Origin of the sequence: Solwaraspora sp. WMMB762 (assembly GCF_049179115.1) — a bacterium.
Lineage (GTDB): Bacteria > Actinomycetota > Actinomycetes > Mycobacteriales > Micromonosporaceae > Micromonospora_E.
Window position 1 is genome coordinate 4,797,206 of the sequence record NZ_JBMHMD010000001.1, and the last position, 22,633, is coordinate 4,819,838.

Below are 22,633 nucleotides of genomic sequence, written 5' to 3' on the forward strand. Positions count from 1 at the left end.
GTCGATGTCCACTGAGTTCACCTTCCGGACGCGGCGATTCGGCTGCGGCCAGACGCCGCCCTGGGACACCTATTATCGGTGGCGACCGAGCGCCTCGCCCGATGCCGCGTGGAGGATTCATGTCCGGCTTCGCACCCGTCCCACTTCCCGCCTGCGAGCCAAACTTCCAGCCGGATACGGTCGCCGCCGAGATCGAGACCTGGGTGTCCGCTGAGCCGATACGGGCACTCGTCGACAGGTTCGGCGGCACCCTGCCGGCCGCCGCCGTCGGCCCGCTGCTGACCTGGTTGGACGGCTTCTCCGGTAAGCACTGGGACTTTCGGAAGAAGGCCGCCGGGGTGGAACGCGACCAGGTCAGACCCCCCCACTTCAACCGGGCGACCGCCCAGTTGGTGACCGACGCGGCAACCGCCCTCCAACTGGTCGAGCCGCGGCTGCCGGCCCACCGGGAGTACGACCATCTGCTCGTCCTCGGCGGCCTGGGCCGGGCCTGCCTGCAGCGCACCGAGTACGCCGCGCGGCTGATCCATCAGGGTGCGGTCGCCGTTGCCGAACTGGCCGCGCTGGGCAGTTTCCGGCCGCTGACCACGGCGGAACGGGAACTGCCCGGACTCGCGGACAGCGGGTACGAGGTGGACGCGATGGACGCCGGGGTGCGGTCCGCGTTCCGCCTCGACGGACCCGGGCAGCGCGAATCGTCGGACGGCCCGGTCGACCACAGCTCCTGGTCGATGCGCACCTACCGGTCACCGGCCGGTACGGCGGTCCGGGTGCTCGCCGCACCGTCCAGCGAACCGGCCACCCGCCGGGCCAACACCCCGGACACCTACGAGTTCTGGGCCCGGCGGGTCGACCTACGCGCCACCGACCGGATCTTGGTGGTCACCTCCCCGATCTACGTGCCGTTTCAACACGCCGACGCCCTGCGCATGCTGGCACTGCGGTACGGCTGCGGAATCGACACCATCGGCTTCGACCCTGGCGCGGTGAGCGTGCCGCTCGCGCCCGGCGCCACCAACCCGGACCGCTACCTGCAGGAGATCCGCTCCGGGCTGCTGTCCATGATGCGGCTGTACCAGGCCGTCTCCGCGCCCGCAGCCGTACGATGACCAGCGACTTCGCCCGCGCGCCTCTGCCGTCGTGCCGGTCGGGCGACGACCGGGCCAGTGTGGCCGAGGGAATCGCCGGGTGGCTGGGCTCGGCCGCGATGACCGCCCTGCTGGCCGCGTTCGGATTTCGGCTGCCGGCTGCCGCCCCGCTCGGCGACCGGCTCGCCGACGCCGCGCGTTTCTCCAGCCGATGGGACTACCGCAAGGGGAAGGAACGGCACCAGGCGGTCGGCGAGAAGTTCGAGCCGGAACTCGACGCGCTGATCAGGCGGACCACCGCCGCCCTCGGCCTGGCCGACTGCGCGACGCCTGCGGAGCGACGGTACGACCACGTCCTCGTCCTCGGCGGCGGAGTCCGTACCATGCTGGCCCGGGCCCACCTGGCCGCGACGACGGTCCTGCGGGATGGAATCGGCGTGTCGGCCGTGGCCGGGCTGGGCAGCACCCGGCCGCTCGTGGGTCAGGCCGAGACAACCCGCGAGCTGGGGCTGCGGCCGTGTCCCACCGAAGGCGACGCGGTGGCGGAATCGCTACGCCGCGAGTTCGGCCTCGGTGAACCAACCAGTTGCCGGGACGGCGACGGCTGGTGGGTACGGGAGCATGTCGACGTTCGGCCGCCGGTGTCGGTACTCGCCGCGCCGTCGACCCGGCCGGGGATGCGCGCCAACACGGCCGACACGTTCGTCGGGTGGGCCGAACTCCTGCCCGGAGCCGCCCGCGACGCCCGGCTGCTGCTGGTCACGACCGACATGTTCGTGCCTTTCCAGCACTGTGACGCGGTACGGGTGCTCGGCCTCGGCTACGGTGCCACGATCGAGACGATCGGGTTCGCGACCGCGACCAGCCGGTGGGTGCAGCCCGCCGACACGTTCGAGGTGCTGCAGGAGGTCCGCTCGGCGATCCGCTCCATGCAACTGCTCTACGCCGCCGTGGACTGAATCGCCTCGCGGAACACCCGCGACTTGTGTTCCCAGTTGTCGTACCGTCCGTAGCTGGGTGCTGCGGGGGACAGCAGCACCACGCCGCCCGCCGGGGTGACCTCGCGGCTCAACCGCACGGCGTGCACCAGATCGCCGGTGGACAATGTGGTGATGCCCGGCAGGTCGCGCAGCAGGTCGAGGATCACGTCACCGTTGTCCGGCAGGCCGATCAACGTCGCCGTGATCTTGCGCTGCTCCAGGTAGTCCCGCAGCGGGGTGTAGTCCACCGCCCGGTCCAGACTTCCGCCGACGATCACGGTCAGCGGGCGGTCCGCGTATGCCTCGATCGCGTACATCGCCGACTGCGGAATGGTCGACAGTGAGTCGTCCACAAAAGTGAGCCCGGACGGGTCAGGCAGTTCGGTCATCCGGTACGTCAGCGGCGCATACTCCCCGACGGCACGGGCCAGGTCGTCGCGGTGGGTCAGGCAGTCGACGCCTTCCCCCTGCACCGCGGCCAGTGCCACGCAGAGGTTGCCCTCGTTGTGCCGCCCGACCGGCGCGAACAAGTCGCGTGGGAACAGCGGCTCGCCGGCCAGGAAAACCCAGCGCCGGCCGTCGGGATGCTCGGTCACATGGAACGAGTCCGGCCGGTTTCCAGCGACCAGCGGCAGCTCGAGACCGGCACCCAACTGGTGCAGCTCGGCGGCCAGCCGCTCGTCCTGGCCGTTGTAGACGACCACCTCGGCACCGTGCATCGCCACGTTGAGCTTGTCGCGGTAGTAGCCACTCTCACTGCCCGACCAGTCGAGATGCTCCTGAAACAGCGAAGTCAACGCGACCACCCGGGGCGAGTCCTCAAGGTCGGCACACTGGTAGACGCTCAGTTCCAGCACGTACCGCTCCGACTCGGGCAGGGCGAGCGCCGCCACTCCGATGTTTCCGCCGAGGGTGGCCTGCCGACCGACCGCCGCCAACATCTGGTGGATCAGCGTCGTCGTCGTGCTCTTGCCCTTGCTACCGGTGACCCCGACGGTACGCGTGGCGTGGTCGGCCATCCACAGAGCGGTGCCGCCGGTCACCACCCCGCCCCGGGCACGGTGCTCCACGATCCAGGGATGCGTCTGGCCGATGATCGGCGACCGGACGATCACGTCGATCGAGCGGAGCTGGTCGTGGGCCGCCTCTCCCTCGTACAGCGGCGCGATCTCGGCGAGTCGGCCGTCCCAACCGGTGGCGAGGAAGGTCGTCCGGTCCTGTACCGCGATCATCCGTGCGGGACCGTACGGGGCGATGGCCTCGGCGGCGGCGATCGCCTCCCGGCCAGTACCCCAGACGGCGACCTGCCGACCTGTCAAGTCCTCCAGATGCACGGGCGCTCCTCGGATGCCACCAGAAACCGGCGACTAGGGCTGTCACAGTACCGAGACGCCAGACGACCACAGTCGGGACGCCTCGGCAGTGAATAACATAGCGCCGTGACGTCCCTCGCGGAGCAGGTAACCGCGCTGGCGCGGGCCGCTCCGATGCCCGCCGTCGCGGTGTGCGTCTTCGACCGGCAGGGCGTACTGGCCCGAGCGGTGCACGGCGTCGCCGACCTGTCGGTCGGCCGGCCGGCGGCTGCCGACGAGTGGTGGGACCTGGCGAGCCTCACCAAGACGCTGGTCACGCTGCCTGAAGTTCTCAGTCTGGTGGCCGACGGTCGGTTGGCACTGGAACAGCCGCTCGCTGAATGCTGGCACCGGGCGGTCGGCCGACCGGTCGGCGGGGCCACCGTCGCTGACCTGCTCAGTCACCGGTCCGGACTACCCGCCGCCGTTCCCTTCTTCCGGACCCTCACCGGACGCGCGGCGGTCGTGGACGCGGCGCTACGCACCGAACTGGCGGACCAGCCGGGAGTGGTCTACAGCGACCTGGGCTTTCTACTGCTCGGTGCGATGGTCGAGGATCTCGCTGACGAATCGCTGACCGTGCTTGCCCGACGCCGGACCGGGCTGCACATGGGGCGGGCCCCCGGCCGCGCCGCCGCCACCGAACACTGCCCGTGGCGTCGGCGACTCATCGTCGGAGAGGTCCACGACGAGAACGCCTGGACGATGGGCGGTGTCGCCGGGCACGCCGGCGCGTTCGGCACGCTGCAGCTGGTCAGTTCGGCGGCGCGGAGCTGGCTGGCCGGGCAGGCCGTAAGCCCGGACCTGCATGCGGCGGCCCGGTCGTGCTGGGCTGCCGGCCGGGACACCGAGCGGTTCGGCTTGGGCTGGTGGCTCACTCCGACCAGAGGCCTGGGCGGGCCGGTCGCCGGAGCGGACGGCTACGGCTGCTCTGGTTTCGTCGGCAACCGGGTGTGGCTCGAGCCCAGCCGTGGCTACGGCGTGGTCATCTTGAGTAACCGTGTCCATCCACGGCGCGACGCTCGTGCCCCATTCGCCGCCTGGTGCGATCGCCTGCTTGCAATGCTGGCGACCGAGGTGTGGAGCCAAGGGGACTCGAACCCCTAACCCCTGCCTTGCAAAGGCAGTGCTCTGCCAGTTGAGCTATGGCCCCGAGCGGTCCCCGTCGCAGCGGTGCCGACCGCAGTCCGGGGAAAAGGAGTGGATCAGCGGAGGTCAGGAGCGGTGGTCGCCTCATGCCAGAGGGCACGCTCGTCGCTGGTTTCCTTGACCTTCTTGGCGATCAGCGCGGCTACGCCGATGACGCCGGCGATGATGAGGATCTTCTTGACCATGGGGCGTGTCCCCTTACGCTCGACTGTCGTGGAGTGGGGCTAGCTGGAATCGAACCAGCGACCTCAGAGTTATCAGCTCTGCGCTCTAACCGACTGAGCTATAGCCCCGTACGCGACGAGCAAGGTTACCGCACCCGTGCCCTACACCCCAACTCGGGGCGAAAGCCACCGGCGTCCGGCGAACGGAGCGCCGGACCATGGGGGAGACTACCGGATCGCGGACGGCCGGGGCCAATGGGTATCGACCCGCCCGGCCGTCCTCCACTTCCCTGCGTGGGCCAGGTCAGTCCCGCTCGGCCAGGGTCAGTTCGATCCCACCGACCAGGTCGGCGCAGACGTTGTAGATGAACGCGCCGAGCGTCGCCAGCGCGGTGTAGAGCACCACGTTGATCAGCCCGAACAGCGCCGCCGTGCCGATCACGCCCTGGGCGGTGATCCGCAGGCTCGGACCGTCCCCGGCACCGGTGCCGATCAGGTCACCGAGGCTGGCGTTGACGCTCTGGAACACGCCCATCGCGTCGAGCGCCAGGTAGAGCACCGAGGTCGCGACGATCACCACGATGAACAGCACCAGCGAGACCGCGAACGAGAACTTCATGACCGACCAGGGGTCGATCCGCTTCAGGTTCAGTCGAGCTCGACGCGGCCCTCGCGAGGCAGCCGAGCTGACCCCGGGTCGTGCGGTCCGGGCACCGTCCGGGCCGACCCGCGCCGCGCCGACCGCGCCAACGCCGGCACCGGCACCACCGATCGTGCGTACGGTCGGTGAACCCAACCCGGTCCGCGAGCCGGGGGTGGCCGTACCCACCCGGGCCGTGCCGCCGATGGTGCCGAACTGCCCGGTGGGTCCGAGCCCACCGCCCGGTCGGGTGCCACTTGCCGCGGTGGCGCCGAGCGCTCCACCGGTGAATCCGCTGCCGGAGCTGGCCGGCGGAGCGGATGAAACAGGAGGTGCCGACGTCACAGGAGGTGCCGACCTTCCGGAAGAGGCGGAGATGCCGCCGAGCTGAGTGGCGCTGTCGCCGGTGCCGCCGGCGCGGGTCGAACCGTCGGCGGAGTCGCCGGTGCCACCGGCTGAGTCGTCGGCGGGTCTGTCGGGCGGGGGAGGCATCCCTGGCGCCCGGGTGAACTTAGGCGACGGCGAATCACCGGGCACGCTGGCCCGGCCGACAGCGGCGCGGCCGGTGGCCGTTGATGTGCCTCCGGCGGCGGATTCCTCGTCGACCGGAGCCGCCGAGGATCCTGTTCCCCCCGACTTCGCCTGGGTCTCCGTCATCAACTAGTCCTGTTCGTCAGGCTCGTCGGCATTGCGAGCAATGGCCACGATGGTCACGCCGTCTGGGAGGTCCATGAGCTTGACCCCCATTGTGTTCCGGTCCCGGGTACGTCGTACAGGCTTCACCGGAGTCCGGATCACGCCACCGTTGCTGGTGATCGCGAAGAGCTCGTCGTCCGGACTGATGACGACCGCGCCGACAAGACCACCACGGCGCTCGGTGATCTTGGCAGTCAGCACGCCCTTGCCTCCCCGGCCCTGCACCGGATACTCCTCGATCGGAGTACGTTTCGCGTACCCGCCATTGGTGGCGACCAAAACATCCAGGTCCATCCCCTCCCGGACGACCGCCATGGCGAGCAGCTCGTCGGTATCGGTGAACCGCATCCCGATCACCCCCGACGTAGCCCGCCCCATCGGACGCAGCGCCTCGTCGGTCGCGGTGAACCGGATCGCCTGGGCGTTCTTGGAGACCAGCAGCAGGTCGTCGGCCCCGCCAGCGAGAGCCGCCCCGACCAGTTCGTCGGCGTCCCGCAGGTTGATGCCGATGATGCCACCGGAGCGGTTGGAGTCGAACTCCTCCAGCCGGGTCTTCTTGACCAGGCCGTTGCGGGTCGCCAGCACCAGGTAGGGCGCCACCTGGTAGTTCGGGATCCGGATGACCTGGGCGATGTGTTCGTCCGGCTGGAAGGCCAGCAGGTTGGCCACGTGCTGGCCCCGGGCGGTACGCGACGCCTCCGGCAACTCGTACGCCTTCGCCCGGTAGACCCGGCCCTTGTTGGTGAAGAACAGCATCCAGTCATGGGTGGACGCGATGAAGAAGTGGCTGACGATGTCGTCCTGGCGCAGCGTCGCACCGCTGACGCCCTTGCCGCCCCGGCGCTGCGAGCGGTAGAGGTCGACCTTGGTCCGCTTGGCGTACCCGGTGCGGGTGATGGTGACCACCACGTCCTCGCGGGCGATCAGGTCCTCCATCGAGACCTCGCCGTCGAACGGCACGATCTTCGTCCGCCGCTCGTCGCCCCACTTGGCGACGATTTCGCCGAGCTCCTCCGAGACGATCCGCCGCTGCCGCTCGGGCTTGGCCAGAATGTCCTTGAGGTCGGTGATCTCCAACTCGATCCGGGCGAGCTCGTCGATGATCTTCTGCCGTTCGAGGGCGGCCAGCCGGCGCAGCTGCATGTCCAGGATCGCGGTGGCCTGGATCTCGTCGACGTCGAGCAGCCGCATCAGGCCCTGCCGGGAGTCCTCGACCGTCGGCGACCGCCGGATCAGGGCGATCACCTCGTCGAGCATGTCCAGCGCCTTGACCAGACCGCGCAGGATGTGCGCCCGCTCCTCGGCCTTGCGCAGCCGGTACGCGGTGCGCCGCCGGATCACGTCGATCTGGTGCTCGACGTAGAACCGGATGAACTGCGCCAGGTTCAGCGTGCGCGGCACCCCGTCGACCAGGGCCAGCATGTTGGCGCCGAACGTCTCCTGCAACTGGGTGTGCTTGTAGAGGTTGTTGAGCACCACCTTGGCGACGGCGTCGCGCTTGAGCACCAGCACCAGCCGCATGCCGGTACGCCCGGACGACTCGTCGCGGATGTCGGCGATCCCGCCGATCTTGCCTTCCTTGATCAGCTCGGCGACCCGCTCGGCGAGGTTGTCCGGGTTGACCTGGTACGGCAGTTCGGTGACGACCAGCGAGGTCCGGCCCTTCTTGTCCTCCTCGACCTCGACCACGGCCCGCATCCGGATCGACCCGCGACCGGTGCGGTAGGCGTCCTGGATCGGGGTGGTGCCGACGATCAGACCGGCGGTCGGGAAGTCCGGGCCCTTGACGATCTCGATCAACGCCTCGAGCGTGGTGGCCTCGTCGACCTCCGGATTCTCCAGGCACCACTGCACCGCCGCCGCGATCTCCCGCAGGTTGTGCGGCGGGATCTTGGTGGCCATGCCGACGGCGATGCCCTCGGAGCCGTTTATCAGCAGGTTGGGGATCCGGGCCGGCAGGATCACCGGTTCCTTGGCCCGCCCGTCGTAGTTGTCCTGGAAGTCGACGGTATCCTCGTCGATGTCCCGGAGCATCTCCATCGCCAGCGGGTCGAGCTTGCACTCTGTGTAGCGCATCGCGGCTGCCGGATCGTTGCCCGGGGAGCCGAAGTTGCCGTTGCCGTCGACCAGCGGGTACCGCAGCGACCAGGGCTGCGCCATCCGGACCAGCGCGTCGTAGATGGCCGAGTCGCCGTGCGGGTGGAACTGGCCCATCACGTCACCGACGACCCGGGAGCACTTGACGTAGCCCCGGTCCGGCCGGTAGCCCGAGTCGAACATGGCGTAGAGGATCTTGCGGTGTACGGGCTTGAGCCCGTCCCGTACGTCCGGCAACGCGCGCCCGACGATCACGCTCATCGCGTAGTCGAGGTACGAACGCTGCATCTCGACTTCCAGCCCGACCGGCTCGATGCGATCGTGGCGGGCGACCGCGGCCGCGGCGGCTGCCACGGGATCCGGCTCGCTGCCGAAGGACTCGGGAGTATCCGTCACAGTTAACCCTTATCAACCTTTAAAACCGTCATACCGGTGCTGGACAACGGCTGTGGAAGCTGGCGAAGTTGCTGATGACGCGGCCGGGCCGGCCCCGGTTCGGGGGTCGCCCGGCCGCGCGGGGGGCTAGATGTCCAGGAAGCGGACGTCCTTGGCGTTGCGCTGGATGAAGGAGCGCCTCGCCTCGACGTCCTCACCCATCAGAACGCTGAACAGCTCGTCGGCGGTTGCTGCGTCGTCCAGAGTCACCTGACGCAGCGTACGCGTCGCCGGGTTCATCGTCGTCTCCCACAGCTCGGGGTAGTTCATCTCGCCCAGGCCCTTGAAGCGCTGGATGTCGTCCGGCTTGGCGTTCGGCTTCTTCTGCTGGCGCAGCACGATCAGTCCGTCGCGTTCCCGGTCGGAGTACGCGTACTGGGCGTCGTCGCCCTTCCGGTTCCACTTGATCTTGTACAGCGGCGGGGCTGCGAGGTAGACGTGGCCCAACTCGACCAGCGGACGCATGAACCGGAACAGCAGGGTCAGCAGCAGCGTCTGGATGTGCTGGCCGTCCACGTCCGCGTCGGCCATCAGCACGATCTTGTGGTAGCGCAGCTTCTCGATGTCGAAATCGTCGTGGATGCCGGTGCCCAGCGCGGTGATCAGCGCCTGGACCTCGTTGTTCTTCAGCACCCGGTCGATCCGGGCCTTCTCCACGTTGAGGATCTTGCCCCGGATCGGCAGGATCGCCTGGGTACGCGGATCCCGCCCCTGCTTGGCCGAGCCGCCGGCCGAGTCGCCCTCGACGATGAAGACCTCCGACTCGCGCGGGTCGGTGGACTGGCAGTCGGCCAGCTTGCCCGGCATCGACCCGGACTCCAGCAACGACTTGCGCCGAGCCAGCTTGCGGGCCTGCTGGGCGGCGATCCGGGCACGGGCCGCCTGGGTGGCCTTCGTGATGATCATCTTGCCCTCGGCCGGGTTACGGTCCAGCCAGTCGACGAGCCACTCGTTGCAGACCCGCTGCACGAAGCTCTTCACCGGGGTGTTGCCCAGCTTGGTCTTGGTCTGGCCCTCGAACTGCGGGTTGGCCAGCTTGACCGAGATAATCGCGGCGAGCCCTTCCCGGATGTCCTCGCCGGAGAGCTTCTCGTCGCCCTTGAGCAGCTTCTTGTCCATGGCGTACTTGTTGACCACGCTGGTCAACGCGGACCGGAAGCCCTCCTCGTGGGTGCCGCCCTCGTGGGTGTTGATGGTGTTGGCGAAGGTGTAGACCGACTCGCCGTACGATTCGTTCCACTGCATGGCGATCTCGACCGACATGCCCTCCTCCTCCGCGCCGAACTCGACCACGCTCTTGTGGATCGGGTTCTTCGAGGCGTTGAGGTGGCGGACGAAGTCCGAAATACCACCCTTGTAGCAGAAAGTGACCTCGCGGTGCTTTCCGTCGTCGTCGGCCACCCGCTCGTCGCGCAGCTGAATGGTCAGCCCACGGTTGAGGAAGGCCATCTCCTGCAGGCGGCGGTAGATCGTCTCGAACGCGTACTCGGTGGTCTCGAAGATCGACGGATCCGGCCAGAAGGCGACCGCGGACCCGGTCCGGTTCGTCGTCTCGCCCTTGTCCAGCGGCGTCGGCTTCGAGTTGGCGTACTGCTGCCGCCAGACGTGGCCGGCCTTGTGGATCTCGACCTCCATCTTCACGGAGAGCGCGTTGACCACCGAGACGCCGACCCCGTGCAGGCCACCGGAGACCGCGTACGCCTTACCGTCGAACTTGCCGCCGGCGTGCAGCACGGTCAGGGCGACCTCGACACCCGGCTTTTTCAGCTTCGGATGCAGGTCCACCGGGAAACCGCGGCCGTTGTCGGTGACCCGCACCCCGCCGTCGGCGAGCAGCACCACCTCGATGGTGTCGCAGTGCCCGGCCAGCGCCTCGTCGACCGCGTTGTCCACGACCTCCCAGACCAGGTGGTGCAGGCCGCGCTCACCGGTCGAACCGATGTACATGCCCGGTCGCTTGCGGACCGCCTCGAGACCCTCCAGCACGGTGATCGACTCGGCGCCGTACTCCTGGTTGTTCTGCGCTGACACCCTCAGCCACTTTCTCGCACACCTGGGCCGCGACGGCACAGGGACGCGGGGTTCGGCGGATCTTCCGACGGCGGGCGGACGCGAACCGGCACCATGGCCGACAACCCGCATCTTCCGGGTGGATCGCCGACGGGTGGCGAAACGCGCCGTACGCCGCAGCGGACCCGCGGATCACGAACGGCTGGGCCCCGTACGGTCCGGCGATCACGGCTGCCGGCGGTCACCTCGTCGGTGATCCTGCCGGGCGGGCTCCGGATCGTCGCGCCGCGCGGGTCTCCCTCGTCTCTGTCTCCGATCCTACTGTGCCGAGCCGACATAACCGGGACGCGGCACCCCCGTAAAGCGGCTGAGAGGTTCGTAGCCGGCCGCACCCCACCCACCGCGACCACCCCCACACGCACCAGATCCGTCATTCGGACGGCCACGGGGCACCGCGCCGTCGGTCACGCGGCCCGCCGGGCCACCTGAAGGTGAAACGACTACCCGGATGCCGCTACAGTGCCGCTACCGCACAGGCTCGCACCGGGCAGCAGCATCGCGGATGCGCACCCGACCCGGGCCACCAGCTGGAGAAGGGTGACGCTTGCGATGGGGCTGGACAACGTCGCGGTGCAATGGCCACGGGTCGGCGAGTTCTACGAACCGGTCGCACCGGCCGAGTTCGTCGACTTCGACAAGCTGGCGGAGCAGGCCGACGTCGCGGCGCCGACCGCCGCGCTCGCCGGTTACATCGCGAAGACCGGCAGTGTCCGGGCCACCGCCTACACCGAGCTGGTGGACCTGCTGCTGGGGCTGACCGGAGTGCTGTACGCCACCGAGGCGGCCGCCGAGGACGAGGACCCGGTGATCGACCCGGACGGCTGTGCCTGGATCGCCGGCGGCCTGGAGCGGTTCGTCGACGGCCACGACCGGTACGGCGACACCGTCACCTTCGACACGGTCGGGGCGGTGCTGCGTGACGCCCTCGCCGGGGCCCGGCTCGCCGAACAGCAGCTGCGCTGGCTGGACAGCCGGCTCGACGCGCTACGCGACGACGCCGGTGACGCGCCGCAGTGGAGCTTCCCCCGGTCGGAGCTGGCGGTGCTGTCCCGCTTCTACCGCCGCTGCGCCGACCGCGGCTTCGCCGTCTACGCCGACGCGGAAGCCTGATCCCGGGCGGCCGGCGTCTTCCGGGCGGCCGGCGGCGGCCAGGGAGCGGGCCGGCCGGGTGGGATCAACCGTACGTGTCGCGCGGGCCACGACCGCGGACCCGCCGCGGACCCTTCGACCAGGACGGCGCGGCCGGGCCGTGGATGTGCAGTTTCGTCACCACGTTGTGCCCGACCTCGGCGGCGATCTGGCGCAGCAACGAGCGGGCGAGCAGACGTAGCTGGGTCGCCCACGCGGTCGACTCCGCCTCGACCGTCAACTCGCCGTTCTCCAACTTGACCGGGCGGCTGTGCTTGGCCACCTCCGGCCCGACCACCCGTTCCCAGGCACCGAAGACGGTCGCCTCGGCGGCCGGCCGTTGCCAGCCGCGCGCCTTGACCAGCCGGGCCAGCACGTCGCCGAACAGTTGGGGATCGCGGGGGTCCGGCCCTGGGCCCGAGTAGCCGCGCAGTCGTCGGCCGCCCGACCCGGCTCCCCCCGCGTCGCTGCCGCCACCGGTCCGGCGGCGGGGCCGGTTCGCCTCCCGACGGGCGCGGGCCGCGTCCAGCACCGCCCTGGCCAGCTGCGGACCGGTCGACGGCGGGGGCAGGATCGGCGGCTGGTCGGCAGCCTGCGCCGGCTCACCGTGCTGCGGCTCATCCGACATGGCGTACCTCCCCACGGCTGACCTCGAAGCGTGCCCCGCGCAACGCTACCGGGACGTCCTCGGCCACCGCGCAGGTCACCAGCAGTTGGCTGGCCCCGGCGACCAACTCGGCGAGTCGTTCCCGGCGGCCGCTGTCCAGTTCGGCGAACACGTCGTCGAGGACCAGGACCGGCTCGATGCCTTCCGTGCGGAGCAGGTCGTACGCGGCCAGCCGCAGCGCCAGCGCGCAGGACCAGGATTCGCCGTGGCTGGCGTACCCCTTCACCGGCAGGCTGCCGATCGTCAGATGCAGGTCGTCGCGGTGCGGGCCGACCAGGGTGACGCCGCGGTCGACCTCACTGCGGCGGGCCTCGCCGAGCGCGGCCAGCAGCGCTGACTCCAGCGCGGACCGGTCCGCCGCCGGCGGCACCGTCCCGGCATCCGGCAGATCGATCGACGGCCGGTAGCTGATGCCGGCCGCCGCGCTGGTGGCCGCCACCGCGTCGTACGCCTTGGCCACGTGCGGGGCCAGTGCGGTGACCAGCTCCAACCGGCCGGCGAGCAGCTCGGCTCCGTGCCGGGCCAGATGGGCGTCCCAGACGTCCAGCGTGCTCAGGTCACCGCCCCGGTCACCTCCGGTCTTGCGGGCCAGGTACGCGCTGCGCAGCAACGCGTTGCGCTGCTTGACCACCCGGTCGTAGTCGGCCCGTACGCCGGCGAACCGGGGCAGCCGGGTGACCAGCAGCTCGTCCAGGTAGCGGCGGCGTTCGGCCGGGTCGCCCCGGACGATCTCCAGATCCTCGGGGGCGAACAGCACCAGCCGCAGCGCACCGATGACCTCCCGCGCCCGGCGGGTCGGCGACCGGCCCAGCCTGGCCCGGTTGGCCCGACCCGGCACGATCTCCAGTTCGACCAGCAGCTCCCGTTGGTCGTGCACGACCAGGCAGCGGATGATCGCCGAGTCGGCGCCGACCCGGACCAGCGGCGCGTCGGTGGCGACCCGGTGGCTACCCAGCGTCGCCAGGTAGCCGAGCGCCTCGACGAGGTTGGTCTTGCCGACCCCGTTCGGCCCGACCAGCACGCTGCCACCCGGTTCGAAGGTAAGCTCGACCCGCTGGTACGAGCGGAAATCGATCAGTTCGAGACGGCGGACGTACACGGAGGTCAGGGGCTGGACTGCACGGCGTGTCCGCCGAACTGGTTGCGCAGGGCGGCGACCGCCTTCATCGCCGGGGAGTCGTCCTGCCGTGAGGTGAACCGGGCGAACAGCGAGGCCGCGATCACGTTCATCGGCACCCCGAGCCGGATCGCCTCGTCGACCGTCCAGCGCCCTTCGCCGGTGTCCTCGGCGTACCCCCGCAGCGCCGCCAGTTGCGGGTCCTCGTCGAGCGCGGCGTCCAGCAGATCCAGCAGCCAGGACCGGACCACGGTGCCGTCGCGCCAGGACTTGATCACCCCGGGCACGTCGGTGATCAACTCGCTCTGCAGCATCAGCTCGTAGCCCTCGGCGTAGGCGTGCATCAACGCGTACTCCACGCCGTTGTGCACCATCTTCGCGTAGTGTCCGGCACCGACCGGGCCGGCGTGCACGAAGCCGTGCTCCGCCGGCGGCTTGAGCGTCTCGAAGATCGGCATCATCCGCTGGACGTGCTCGGCGTCGCCGCCGACCATCAGCCCGTACCCGGCCTGCCGGCCCCACACCCCGCCGGACACCCCGACGTCGAGGTAGCCGACGCCGTGCTCGGCCAGCCGGGCCGCGCGCGGCCCGTCGTCGCTGAACCGCGAGTTGCCGCCGTCGATCACCAGATCGCCGGCGTCGAGCAGGCCGCACAGCTCATCGACGACCGACGACGTCACCTGGGCCGGGACCATCATCCAGACGGCCCGCGGGGCGCCGAGCCGGTCGACCAGCTCGGCGAGGCTGGCAACGTCGCTGACCGCCGGGTCCCGGTCATAGCCGTACGCCTGGTGACCGGCGTCGCGTAGCCGGTCCCGCATGTTGCCGCCCATCCGGCCCAGGCCGATGATGCCCAACTGCACGGTGTGCCCCCTTCGTCGCTGCCCGATCGTCGCCCACCGGGTGTCCCGGTGTTACCGGGTTACCCGGATCGGCATGATCAGATAGCGGTAGCCGGGGATGATCTGATCGTCCTCGCCGGCCGGTGAGATCACCGCGGGCTTGAACGCGTCGACGAAGGTGAACACCGCCGTGGCCGAGCCGAGGTTCTGCAGGCCGTCGATCAGGTACTGCGGGTTGAACCCGATGGTCAGCGGCTCACCGGTGAACGCGGCCTCCATCGCCTCGCTGGCCCGCGCCTCCTCGGTGTTGCCGGCCTCCACCACGAGCCCGTCCGCGCTGAAACTGAGCAGCACCGGGGTGGTGCGCTCGGCGACCAGGGCGACCCGGCGTACCACCTCGACGAGAGTGCTCACGGCCACCCGGGCCTCGGCGTTGTGGCTGCTCGGGAAGAGCGACCGGACCGGCGGGTAGTTGGCACCGTCCAGCAGCCGGCTGGTGGTCCGGCGGGTGCCGCCGGCAAACCCGATCATGCCTTCGCCGGCCCCGCCGTGCGCCAACGCGATGGTGACCTCGCCGCCGATCGGCCCGAGCGTCTTGGCTGTGTCGGCCAGGGTGCGGGCGGGCACCAGCGCGTTCAGGCTGATCTCCGGATCGTCCGGCTGCCAGTCGATCTCCCGGATGGCCAGCCGGTACCGGTCGGTGGCGAGCATGGCGAGCCGGCTGCCCTCCAGCTCGACCCGGACCCCGGTCATCATCGGCAGCGTCTCGTCGCGGCCAGCGGCCACCGCGACCTGGGCGACCGCGGCGGCGAACGTCGGGGCGTCGACCCGGCCGGCGCTGGCCGGCATCTCGGGCAGGGTCGGATAGTCCTCCACCGGCATGGTCGGCAGGGTGAACCGGGCGCTGCCGCAGACCAGCTCCAGATGCGCACCGACCGCCGCGATGTCGACCGGCTTGGCCGGAAGCGACTTGGTGATCTCGGCGAGCAGCCGACCGGAGACCAGGGCCGAGCCGTCGGCATCACCCTGCACGTCGACGGTCACCTGGCTGGAAACCTCGTAGTCGAATCCTGAGACCTGCAGGGAACCGTCGGTGACCCGGAGCATCGCGCCGGCCAGCACCGGCACCGACGGCCGGTTCGGCAGGCTCTTGGCCGTCCAGGCCACCGCGTCGGCGAGCGCATCGCGCTCCACCCGGAACTTCATCCCATGCCTCCGCACTTCATGCCGTGCCTCCGCGTCGACTCGATCGAACGATCTTCGGTGGTGCCGGACCCGAGGCGGTCCCTGGGCGGCTCGACCGTCATCGGTCGACGGACCTCACCGAACGATAGGCCAGACCGCCGGGCCCGTGCGTCCGGCCCCGGACTTCTGCCGGTTGACCGGACCGGCAGGTGCGGCGGGTCGGCTGCATCCACACCTATCCCCAACGCCGGTGATTGGTTTTTGTTGTCTAGAAGATAAATCTCATCGTCTTCATCGGGGCTGTGCACTCTGTGGACATCTCGCGTTTACGCAGGTCAGGTGGGTTCGATGGCGGTGGATTACCTGTGGAGAGGGCTGGGTACAACCGGGGTTGTTATCCACAGGCTGCCCGGCTGCCCACAGCCGTGCCGAGTTATCCACCGGTTGTCCACCGGTTATCCCGAGGGTTCGTCCCCAGCTGTGGACAAGGTGCCGGCACCATGCCGGTCCGTCGTCCCCAGAACCTTCAACAGGATCCCCACAGGAGGTGGCGGGCCTGTGGACAAGCTGTGACTGAGAGTGATTGTCCACAGCGGTTTCCCCAATAGTTGTCCACAGCCTGTGGACAACCGGGCGGGCGGGATGCAGGTGTCATCCACCGTCCGGCAGCGGCCGCGGTGGAAAACCTGTGGATGAACCTGTGAGTGATCCGCCGGATCAACGGCGCACGAAAGGGCGCACGGACCGGCGCACGGCTTGGCGCACGGCCCGGCCGCCGGATCGGCGGGCCGTCAGGCGATCTGCTTGATCCGGTTGGTCAGCTCGGCGATCTGGTTGTAGAGGGACCGGCGTTCCGCCATCTGCTGCCGGATCTTGCGGTCGGCGTGCATCACCGTGGTGTGGTCCCGGCCACCGAACGCCTGTCCGATCCGGGGCAGCGACAGGTCGGTCAGCTCGCGACACAGGTACATGGCGACCTGGCGGGCGTTGACCAGCACCCGGGAACGTGAGTGACCGCGCAGGTCCTCCAGGCTGACCCCGAAGTAGTCGGCGGTGGCCACCATGATCTGGTCGGCGGTGATCTCCGGGCCGGCGCCGTCCGGGATGAAGTCCCGCAGGACCTCCTCGGCCAGGCTCAGCTCGACCGGTGACCGGGTGAGACTGGCGAATGCGGTGACCCGGATCAACGCGCCCTCCAGCTCCCGGATCGAGTTGGCGATCCGGGACGCGATGAACTCCAGCACGTCCGGGGGCGCGTACAGCCGCTCCTGGGCCGCCTTCTTCTGCAGGATGGCGATCCGGGTCTCCAGGTCGGGCGGCTGGATGTCGGCGAGCAGCCCCCACTCGAAGCGGGTCCGCAGCCGATCCTCCAGGGTGGCGAGCTGCTTCGGTGACCGGTCCGAGGTGATCACGATCTGCTTGTTCGCGTTGTGCAGCGTGTTGAAGGTGTGGAAGAACTCCTCCTGGGTCCGCTCCCGGTTCTCCAGGAACTGGATGTCGTCGATCAGGAGGATGTCCACGTCACGGTAGCGGCGCTGGAAGGCGCTGGTCTTGTCATCACGCAGCGAGTTGATGAAGTCGTTGGTGAACTCTTCGGTCGACACGTACCGCACCGACCGGGCGTGTCCGAGGGTGGTGGCGTAGTGACCGATGGCGTGTAGCAGGTGAGTCTTGCCCAGCCCCGAGCTGCCGTAGATGAACAGTGGGTTGTACGCCTTCGCCGGTGACTCGGCCACCGCGACCGACGCGGCGTGCGCGAACCGGTTCGAGGAGCCGATGACGAACGTCTCGAACATGTACTTCGGGTTGAGCCGGTTTCCGCCGGTGTCCACCCCCGGTCCGGTCAGCCGGCGGTCGTCCCGGCCGGTGCCGCGGTGGTCCAGCCCACCCCGCCCCGGGCCGCTGTCGGGCGGGCTGGTCGGCAGGCTGTCGCCGACGCCGCCGTACCGTTGGTCCGGTGGGCGGTAGTCGGTCGGCGGCCGGGCCGGGCGTTGCTGCGCGGGCGGTTCGAGGTCGTGGTCGAGCCGTTGCGGACCTGGCGGTCCGGCGGCGTAGTCGTCACCGAAGAGCGCGCCCTGGTCGCCGGTCCGGGCCGCCGGCACCACCGGCAGCCGGCCGGTGGCGCCGTCCAATGCCTCGGGTACGCCGACGCGGTGCTCCGGCGCACGGGGTCCGTCGGGCGTGTCCGGCACGCCGCTGACCGGCTCCGGCGCCTCGGGTCCGGCAATGCCCTCGCGGTCCCAGCGGTGGTTGTCGGTGTCGCGATGGTCCGGTCCGGGCGGGGGCGGGCCCAGCCGTGGGTCGGGCTCGTCCGGGTGGTGCAGCCGGGTCTCGACGGTCGCGGTGCCGTACACCGTGCCGACCGGTCGACCCTGACCGTCCTCCGGCGGACGGACGGTGACCGCCACCTGGATCGGTCGGCCGAGCCGCCGCGACAGCGCCTCGGTGATCGCCGGGCGCAGTCGCGATTCGATGACGTCGCGGGTGAACGCGTCGGGTACGGACAACAGCGCGGTGTCCTCGACGATGGCGCGCAGCCGGGTGAGCCGCAGATAGGCCCGCTGCTGGGCGGAGACGATCTCGTCCGCCAGCTCGTCCGTGGTCGCCAACCAGACCGCGCCGAGGTCTATCGTCTCGGCCACCGTAGCGCCACCCCCATCGCATCCGAGTACCCGGCCGCCGGCACTGTCTCTGTGTCGGCCGCCGGTCGGGATCGGTCCCGCTCTCGAACAGGTACGACGAGCCATGCTGCGGGCCGCTGAACTGACCGTCATCCACAAGTTATCCACAACCTGTGTGTACTGCTGACCGCGGCTCCCCGTCGTCCGCCGAACCTGCCCCCTGCCGGCTCGGCGCCCGGTGTCGATCACCGTCGCGGGCGACCGGCCCGGCTGCCTGGTTCGTACCGATGAAGCGGTGCCAGGTGCTGCCTGATGCTTGACCGGCAATCGGGCACGCTAACAGCGTTGTCCACAACCGTTCAACCGGCGGTCGCCGGTCCCCGTTGTCGGTTCCGGTGAAAACCGTGTAGCGGCACTGGCCGCGTCGCTCCACGGCCGGATCACCGGCGGTGGCCGGCGGCGGGCCAGCCGTCGGCGCTGGTCCCCTCTGATAAGCTAGTCGGGTGCGTTGTGCCCTCACGACGCGCTGGCGCAGACCTGCACCGTCGCCTGACCAACGGGCCGGATCAGATCTGCACCGCCGGTTCTGACCAACCGCCGGCCCGACCAACGGCCGGATCTGACCAACCGCCGGCCTGACCGACAGCCGGTCTGATCATCTGACTCCGGGCCGCCGGCCGGGAGCCACACCTGACGGAGAGTCTGACGTGAGCAAGCGCACCTTCCAGCCGAACAACCGCCGGCGTGCCAAGACCCACGGCTTCCGGCTGCGGATGCGTACGCGTGCCGGCCGTGCCATCCTCTCCACCCGCCGCGCCAAGGGCCGCGCCCGCCTGTCCGCCTGATGGTCTTCGCGGGCGTCGTGGAGATCTAACCGCCATGCTGGCCGCCGCTGAGCGCGTACGGAATCGTGCCGACTTCACCGAGGTCGTACGCATGGGTCGGCGGGCCGGCCGTGGCTCGCTCGTCGTACACCTGTTGCTGCCGTCTGCGGTGCCGGGCGACCAACCGGGGCCGACCGGTGGCTCCGGTGCCCGGGCCGGCTTCATCGTCTCCAAGGCGGTCGGCAACGCGGTGACCCGCAACCGGGTGCGTCGTCGGCTCCGACACCTTGTCCGGTCCCGGCTGGCAGCGTTACCGGGCGGTGCCCTGCTGGTCGTCCGGGCCCTCCCGCCGGCCGCCGGAGCCTCCTCGGCAGGGCTGGCCGTCGACCTTGACGCCGCGCTGTCCGCCGCGGTCCGCGCCGCCGACCGCCGTTCCCGCGGCACCTCCGGTGATCGCCCGTCCGGCGTGCCGCGCACCGGACCCCGGACCCGGGCCAGAGCGGGGGACGCCCGATGACCGCCTCCGACGACCTACCTCGCCCCGCGACACCGGGTGGCCGCCTGCTGACAGGTGCGATCGTCGCGTACCGTCGTTGGATAAGCCCGGCTCTGCCGGCCCGCTGTCGGTTCTACCCGTCGTGCAGCGCGTACGCCCAGGAGGCGATCGCCCGGCGCGGAGCACTTCGGGGGGTGCTGTTGGCGGGTTGGCGCCTGCTGCGCTGTCATCCCTTCCACCCCGGTGGATATGACCCGGTACCGATGCCGGGCGGCCGCCGTGCCGATGCGACTGGAGTCCCGAATTGAGTCTCGACTGGATCTACTGGGCCATCTCGTGGATCCTCCTGTTCTGGCACTCGGCCTGGGACCGGATCGGTGTGCCGTCGACCGAGGTGCTCGGCACCAACTGGTCGTGGATCCTGGCCATCATCTTCCTGGTGGTCACGGTCCGGGTGATCCTCTTCCCGGTCTTCGTCAAGCAGATCAAGTCACAGCGGGCCATGCAGGCGCTGCAGCCGAAGGTCAAGGAGCTGCAGGAGAAGCACAAGGGTGACCGGGAGACGCTCCAGAAGGAAATGATGGAGCTGTACCGGAAGGAGAAGGCCAACCCGCTGATGGGTTGCCTTCCGATGTTCCTGCAGATCCCGGTCTTCCTCGGCCTGTTCCACATCCTGCGCCGGCTCAACCCGGAGCAGACCCGCAACGTCGACCTGTACGGCTGGACCGCGGACCAGTTCTACGATGCCTCCCGGGCCAGTCTGTTCACCGCGCCGATCGCCGGGCGGTTCGGCTCGACGGCCGACGAGCTGGCGGCGATGGGTGCCAGCGGCACCACGGTCAAGGTGATCGCCGGGATCCTGGTGATCGTCATGATCGTGACCACCTACCTGACCAGCCGACAGATGATCCTCAAGACCGGCTGGGCGGAGGACCCGCAGCAGAAGATGATCCAGCGGCTGATGCTCTACGGCATCCCGGCCTCGCTGCTCATCTCCGGCGCGATCTTCCCGATCGGCGTCATCATCTACTGGGTGGTGAACAACATGGTCACCCTCGGCCAGCAGCAGTGGGTACTGCGCAAGTTCCCGCCGCCGCCGATGCCGGCCGGCAAGGGGAAGCCCGCTACGAAGTCGACCTCGACGTCGAAATCGGCCGGCCGGCCGGCGGCGAAGTCCGGTGCCGGCCAGTCACGCAAGCCCGGCACGACCGACGCCAAGCCCAAGTCGGCCGGTGTCTTCGCCCGACGCGGCAACGGTGCCGAGGCCGCTGCCCCGGAGCCGGCCCCGGTCCGCGAGGGTCTCAAGCCCAAGCCTGGTGCCAAGCCGGTCAACCCGAAGAAGCGGCGGCCGGCGAAGCGTCCGGGTTGACCGGGCAGGCGTCCCGGCGGCCGGCTCCTGCTGGCGGGCGTTTCCCGGTGGCCGGCGGGGCGTCCCGCACAGCCGCAACGGCGGCAACGTAGACCTCCCGAGGGCACGGCGCCCGTCCGCCGGTCCTCGGTAACCAGCGGACCGACCGGTTCCGCCGAGCGAGTACGGAGATGACACCGTGACCGATACCAGCCTGCCCAGTGCCGACCCGTCTGTCGACGAGGAGGTTGTCCCGGCCCGGGCCGCCGACAGCGCCGACGACCGTCCCGGTGACGCCGACGACGCGGGCACCGACGAGGCTGACGAGGACGCGGCCGGCAAGGACGCGTCAGCGCCCGCTTCCGCCGCCACCGACAACGACCTGTTCCAGCAGAGCGAAATCGCCGCCGACTACGTCGAGGGACTGCTGGACATCCTCGACTACGACGGCGACATCGACGAGCTGGTCTCCGGCGGCCGTCCCGTGGTGGAGGTGGTCGGCGGGCAGCTCAGTGCCCTGGTCGGGCAGCGGGGTGCGACCCTGGAGGCGCTCCAGGAGCTGACCAGGCTCGCGGTCTTCCGGCAGACCGGATCGCCCAGCCGGCTACTGCTGGACGTCGGCGGTTACCGGAACAACCGGCGCAAGGAGTTGGCCGCGGTGGCGAAGAACGCGGTGGAGAAGGTCAAGGAGTACGGCGAGCCGGTGCGGCTGGAGCCGATGTCCGCCTTCGAGCGCAAGTGCGTACACGACGTGGTGAATGCGCTCGACGGCGTGCTGAGCGAGTCCGAGGGTGTCGAACCGACCCGGCGCATTGTCGTCCGGCCGGCCGACTGAGCACGATGACCGATCTGCCCGAGCAGACTGATCGGGTGGCTACCGGCCCGGACGGGAACCCGTCCGGGCCGGTTCCGTCGGGAGCGCCCGTTCCGTCAGGACCGGCCACGCTGGCGTCGCCCCCCGAGTCCGCCCGCGAGATTTTCGGTGCCGAGCAGCTGCGGCTAGCGGTCCGGTACGCCGGCCTGCTGGCCTCGGAAGGACTGCTCCGTGGACTCATCGGGCCGCGCGAGGTGCCCCGGCTCTGGGAACGGCACCTGCTGAACTGCGCGGTCGTCGGCGAACTCGTGCCCGACGGAGCGACGGTGCTGGACGTCGGATCCGGGGCCGGTCTACCCGGGCTGGTCCTGGCCGTGGCGCGGCCGGATCTCAGCGTCATCCTGGTTGAGCCGTTGGCCCGGCGTACCGCTTTTCTCGTCGAGGCGGTGTCGGTCCTTGGCCTCACCGACCGGGTCGACGTGCTGCGTGGCCGGGCCGAGGAACTGCGCCGGGATTTCCCCGACGGTGCGGCACCGGTGGTCACCGCGCGGGCGGTGGCCCCACTCGACCGGCTGGCCGGCTGGTGTCTACCGCTGGTCGAGCCCGGTGGGCGGCTACTCGCCATGAAGGGCGATTCGGCCGGGGCGGAGATCACCGAGCACCGATCGGCGGTGGTTCGGTCGGGTGGCGGTGATCCGGTGCTGCGTCGCTGCGGCGAACGATGGCTCGACCCGCCGACCACCGTGGTGGAGATCGAGCGGTCCGCTCCGGTGCCCGGGGCGGGTGGTCGACGCCGCTCGGAACGCGGCGACCGAGTACGGCCGCGTTCGTCGCGGCGGACCCGGGGGTGACTGCCGAACCCGCCCTGATGGCGGAGTGGAACGACGTGAAGGCTGCGACACGTCGGACAGTCGGCCGTG

The 22,633-nt window shown here is 70.0% G+C and carries 19 protein-coding genes, 2 tRNA genes and 1 pseudogene; 10 read left to right on the forward strand and 12 right to left on the reverse strand.

The features are described 5' to 3' along the window. The first annotated feature begins 119 nt into the window (after positions 1–119). A complete protein-coding gene (locus ACN27J_RS21320; protein WP_421368864.1) occupies positions 120–1,109 on the forward strand; it encodes a hypothetical protein in 990 nt (329 codons plus the stop codon). Beyond that, positions 1,106–2,047: a hypothetical protein gene (locus ACN27J_RS21325; RefSeq protein ID WP_421368866.1), complete on the forward strand. Its 942-nt coding sequence runs from the start codon at positions 1,106–1,108 to the stop codon at positions 2,045–2,047. The genes ACN27J_RS21320 and ACN27J_RS21325 overlap by 4 nt, the downstream gene beginning before the upstream one ends. Here ACN27J_RS21325 and murD read toward each other — a convergent pair. Beyond that, the gene (gene murD / locus ACN27J_RS21330) at positions 2,029–3,402 is read right to left on the reverse strand and encodes a UDP-N-acetylmuramoyl-L-alanine--D-glutamate ligase (RefSeq protein ID WP_421368867.1); all 1,374 of its coding nucleotides are present in this window, start codon (positions 3,400–3,402) and stop codon (positions 2,029–2,031) included. The two genes, ACN27J_RS21325 and murD, sit on opposite strands and share 19 nt — an antisense overlap. A 105-nt stretch (positions 3,403–3,507) precedes the next feature. On the opposite strand from murD, the gene ACN27J_RS21335 reads away from it, so the two are divergent. Beyond that, positions 3,508–4,527: a serine hydrolase domain-containing protein gene (locus ACN27J_RS21335; protein ID WP_421368869.1), complete on the forward strand. Its 1,020-nt coding sequence runs from the start codon at positions 3,508–3,510 to the stop codon at positions 4,525–4,527. On the opposite strand, the gene ACN27J_RS21340 is transcribed toward ACN27J_RS21335, so the two are convergent. From ACN27J_RS21340 to gyrB, 6 genes are all read right to left on the reverse strand, one after another. After that, a tRNA-Ala gene (locus ACN27J_RS21340) sits at positions 4,501–4,573 on the reverse strand. The genes ACN27J_RS21335 and ACN27J_RS21340 overlap by 27 nt on opposite strands. A gap of 52 nt (positions 4,574–4,625) precedes the next feature. Further along, a complete protein-coding gene (locus ACN27J_RS21345; RefSeq protein WP_233606623.1) occupies positions 4,626–4,754 on the reverse strand; it encodes a DLW-39 family protein in 129 nt (42 codons plus the stop codon). A gap of 34 nt (positions 4,755–4,788) precedes the next feature. Then, positions 4,789–4,862, reverse strand: a tRNA-Ile gene (locus ACN27J_RS21350). Between the two features lie 175 nt (positions 4,863–5,037). Beyond that, entirely contained in the window at positions 5,038–6,030 is a 993-nt protein-coding gene (locus ACN27J_RS21355) for a DUF3566 domain-containing protein (RefSeq protein ID WP_421368871.1), read from the reverse strand. Positions 6,031–6,033: 3 nt separating this feature from the next. Next, positions 6,034–8,562, reverse strand: a complete 2,529-nt coding sequence (gene gyrA / locus ACN27J_RS21360) for a DNA gyrase subunit A (protein WP_289211717.1) — start codon at positions 8,560–8,562, stop codon at positions 6,034–6,036. Positions 8,563–8,688: 126 nt separating this feature from the next. Next, the gene (gyrB, locus tag ACN27J_RS21365) at positions 8,689–10,632 is read right to left on the reverse strand and encodes a DNA topoisomerase (ATP-hydrolyzing) subunit B (RefSeq protein WP_421368874.1); all 1,944 of its coding nucleotides are present in this window, start codon (positions 10,630–10,632) and stop codon (positions 8,689–8,691) included. A gap of 588 nt (positions 10,633–11,220) precedes the next feature. Here gyrB and ACN27J_RS21370 point away from each other — a divergent pair. Further along, positions 11,221–11,781 carry a hypothetical protein gene (locus tag ACN27J_RS21370; protein WP_123606635.1) on the forward strand — a complete coding sequence of 187 codons (561 nt, stop codon included), beginning with the start codon at positions 11,221–11,223 and terminating at the stop codon, positions 11,779–11,781. A gap of 64 nt (positions 11,782–11,845) precedes the next feature. On the opposite strand, the gene ACN27J_RS21375 is transcribed toward ACN27J_RS21370, so the two are convergent. The 5 genes from ACN27J_RS21375 to dnaA all read right to left on the reverse strand — a co-directional run bounded on the left by ACN27J_RS21375 (position 11,846) and on the right by dnaA (position 18,252). Beyond that, entirely contained in the window at positions 11,846–12,427 is a 582-nt protein-coding gene (locus ACN27J_RS21375; RefSeq protein ID WP_123606636.1) for a DUF721 domain-containing protein, read from the reverse strand. Beyond that, a complete protein-coding gene (gene recF, locus ACN27J_RS21380) occupies positions 12,417–13,565 on the reverse strand; it encodes a DNA replication/repair protein RecF (RefSeq protein ID WP_421368876.1) in 1,149 nt (382 codons plus the stop codon). The genes ACN27J_RS21375 and recF overlap by 11 nt, the downstream gene beginning before the upstream one ends. A 5-nt stretch (positions 13,566–13,570) precedes the next feature. Further along, a complete protein-coding gene (gene gnd, locus ACN27J_RS21385) occupies positions 13,571–14,446 on the reverse strand; it encodes a phosphogluconate dehydrogenase (NAD(+)-dependent, decarboxylating) (RefSeq protein WP_421368879.1) in 876 nt (291 codons plus the stop codon). 51 nt (positions 14,447–14,497) lie between these two features. Further along, a complete protein-coding gene (gene dnaN / locus ACN27J_RS21390) occupies positions 14,498–15,631 on the reverse strand; it encodes a DNA polymerase III subunit beta (protein WP_282233044.1) in 1,134 nt (377 codons plus the stop codon). Between the two features lie 770 nt (positions 15,632–16,401). After that, positions 16,402–18,252: a chromosomal replication initiator protein DnaA gene (gene dnaA / locus ACN27J_RS21395; RefSeq protein WP_421368881.1), complete on the reverse strand. Its 1,851-nt coding sequence runs from the start codon at positions 18,250–18,252 to the stop codon at positions 16,402–16,404. A 686-nt stretch (positions 18,253–18,938) separates the two neighbouring features. Here dnaA and rpmH point away from each other — a divergent pair. The 6 genes and pseudogenes from rpmH to rsmG all read left to right on the forward strand — a co-directional run bounded on the left by rpmH (position 18,939) and on the right by rsmG (position 22,564). Continuing rightward, on the forward strand, positions 18,939–19,076 hold the full coding sequence (gene rpmH / locus ACN27J_RS21400; RefSeq protein WP_123606641.1) for a 50S ribosomal protein L34: 138 nt from the start codon (positions 18,939–18,941) through the stop codon (positions 19,074–19,076). Positions 19,077–19,110: 34 nt separating this feature from the next. Continuing rightward, positions 19,111–19,494: pseudogene (rnpA, locus tag ACN27J_RS21405) on the forward strand (ribonuclease P protein component); the annotation flags it as partial. Between the two features lie 74 nt (positions 19,495–19,568). Further along, a complete protein-coding gene (gene yidD, locus ACN27J_RS21410) occupies positions 19,569–19,859 on the forward strand; it encodes a membrane protein insertion efficiency factor YidD (RefSeq protein WP_421368884.1) in 291 nt (96 codons plus the stop codon). Next, positions 19,856–20,920: a membrane protein insertase YidC gene (gene yidC / locus ACN27J_RS21415; RefSeq protein WP_421368886.1), complete on the forward strand. Its 1,065-nt coding sequence runs from the start codon at positions 19,856–19,858 to the stop codon at positions 20,918–20,920. The genes yidD and yidC overlap by 4 nt, the downstream gene beginning before the upstream one ends. 178 nt (positions 20,921–21,098) lie before the next feature. After that, positions 21,099–21,734, forward strand: coding sequence for a protein jag (locus tag ACN27J_RS21420; RefSeq protein ID WP_416593417.1), 636 nt, complete (start codon positions 21,099–21,101; stop codon positions 21,732–21,734). Between the two features lie 5 nt (positions 21,735–21,739). Then, positions 21,740–22,564 carry a 16S rRNA (guanine(527)-N(7))-methyltransferase RsmG gene (gene rsmG, locus ACN27J_RS21425; protein WP_421368888.1) on the forward strand — a complete coding sequence of 275 codons (825 nt, stop codon included), beginning with the start codon at positions 21,740–21,742 and terminating at the stop codon, positions 22,562–22,564. Positions 22,565–22,633 lie beyond the last annotated feature (69 nt).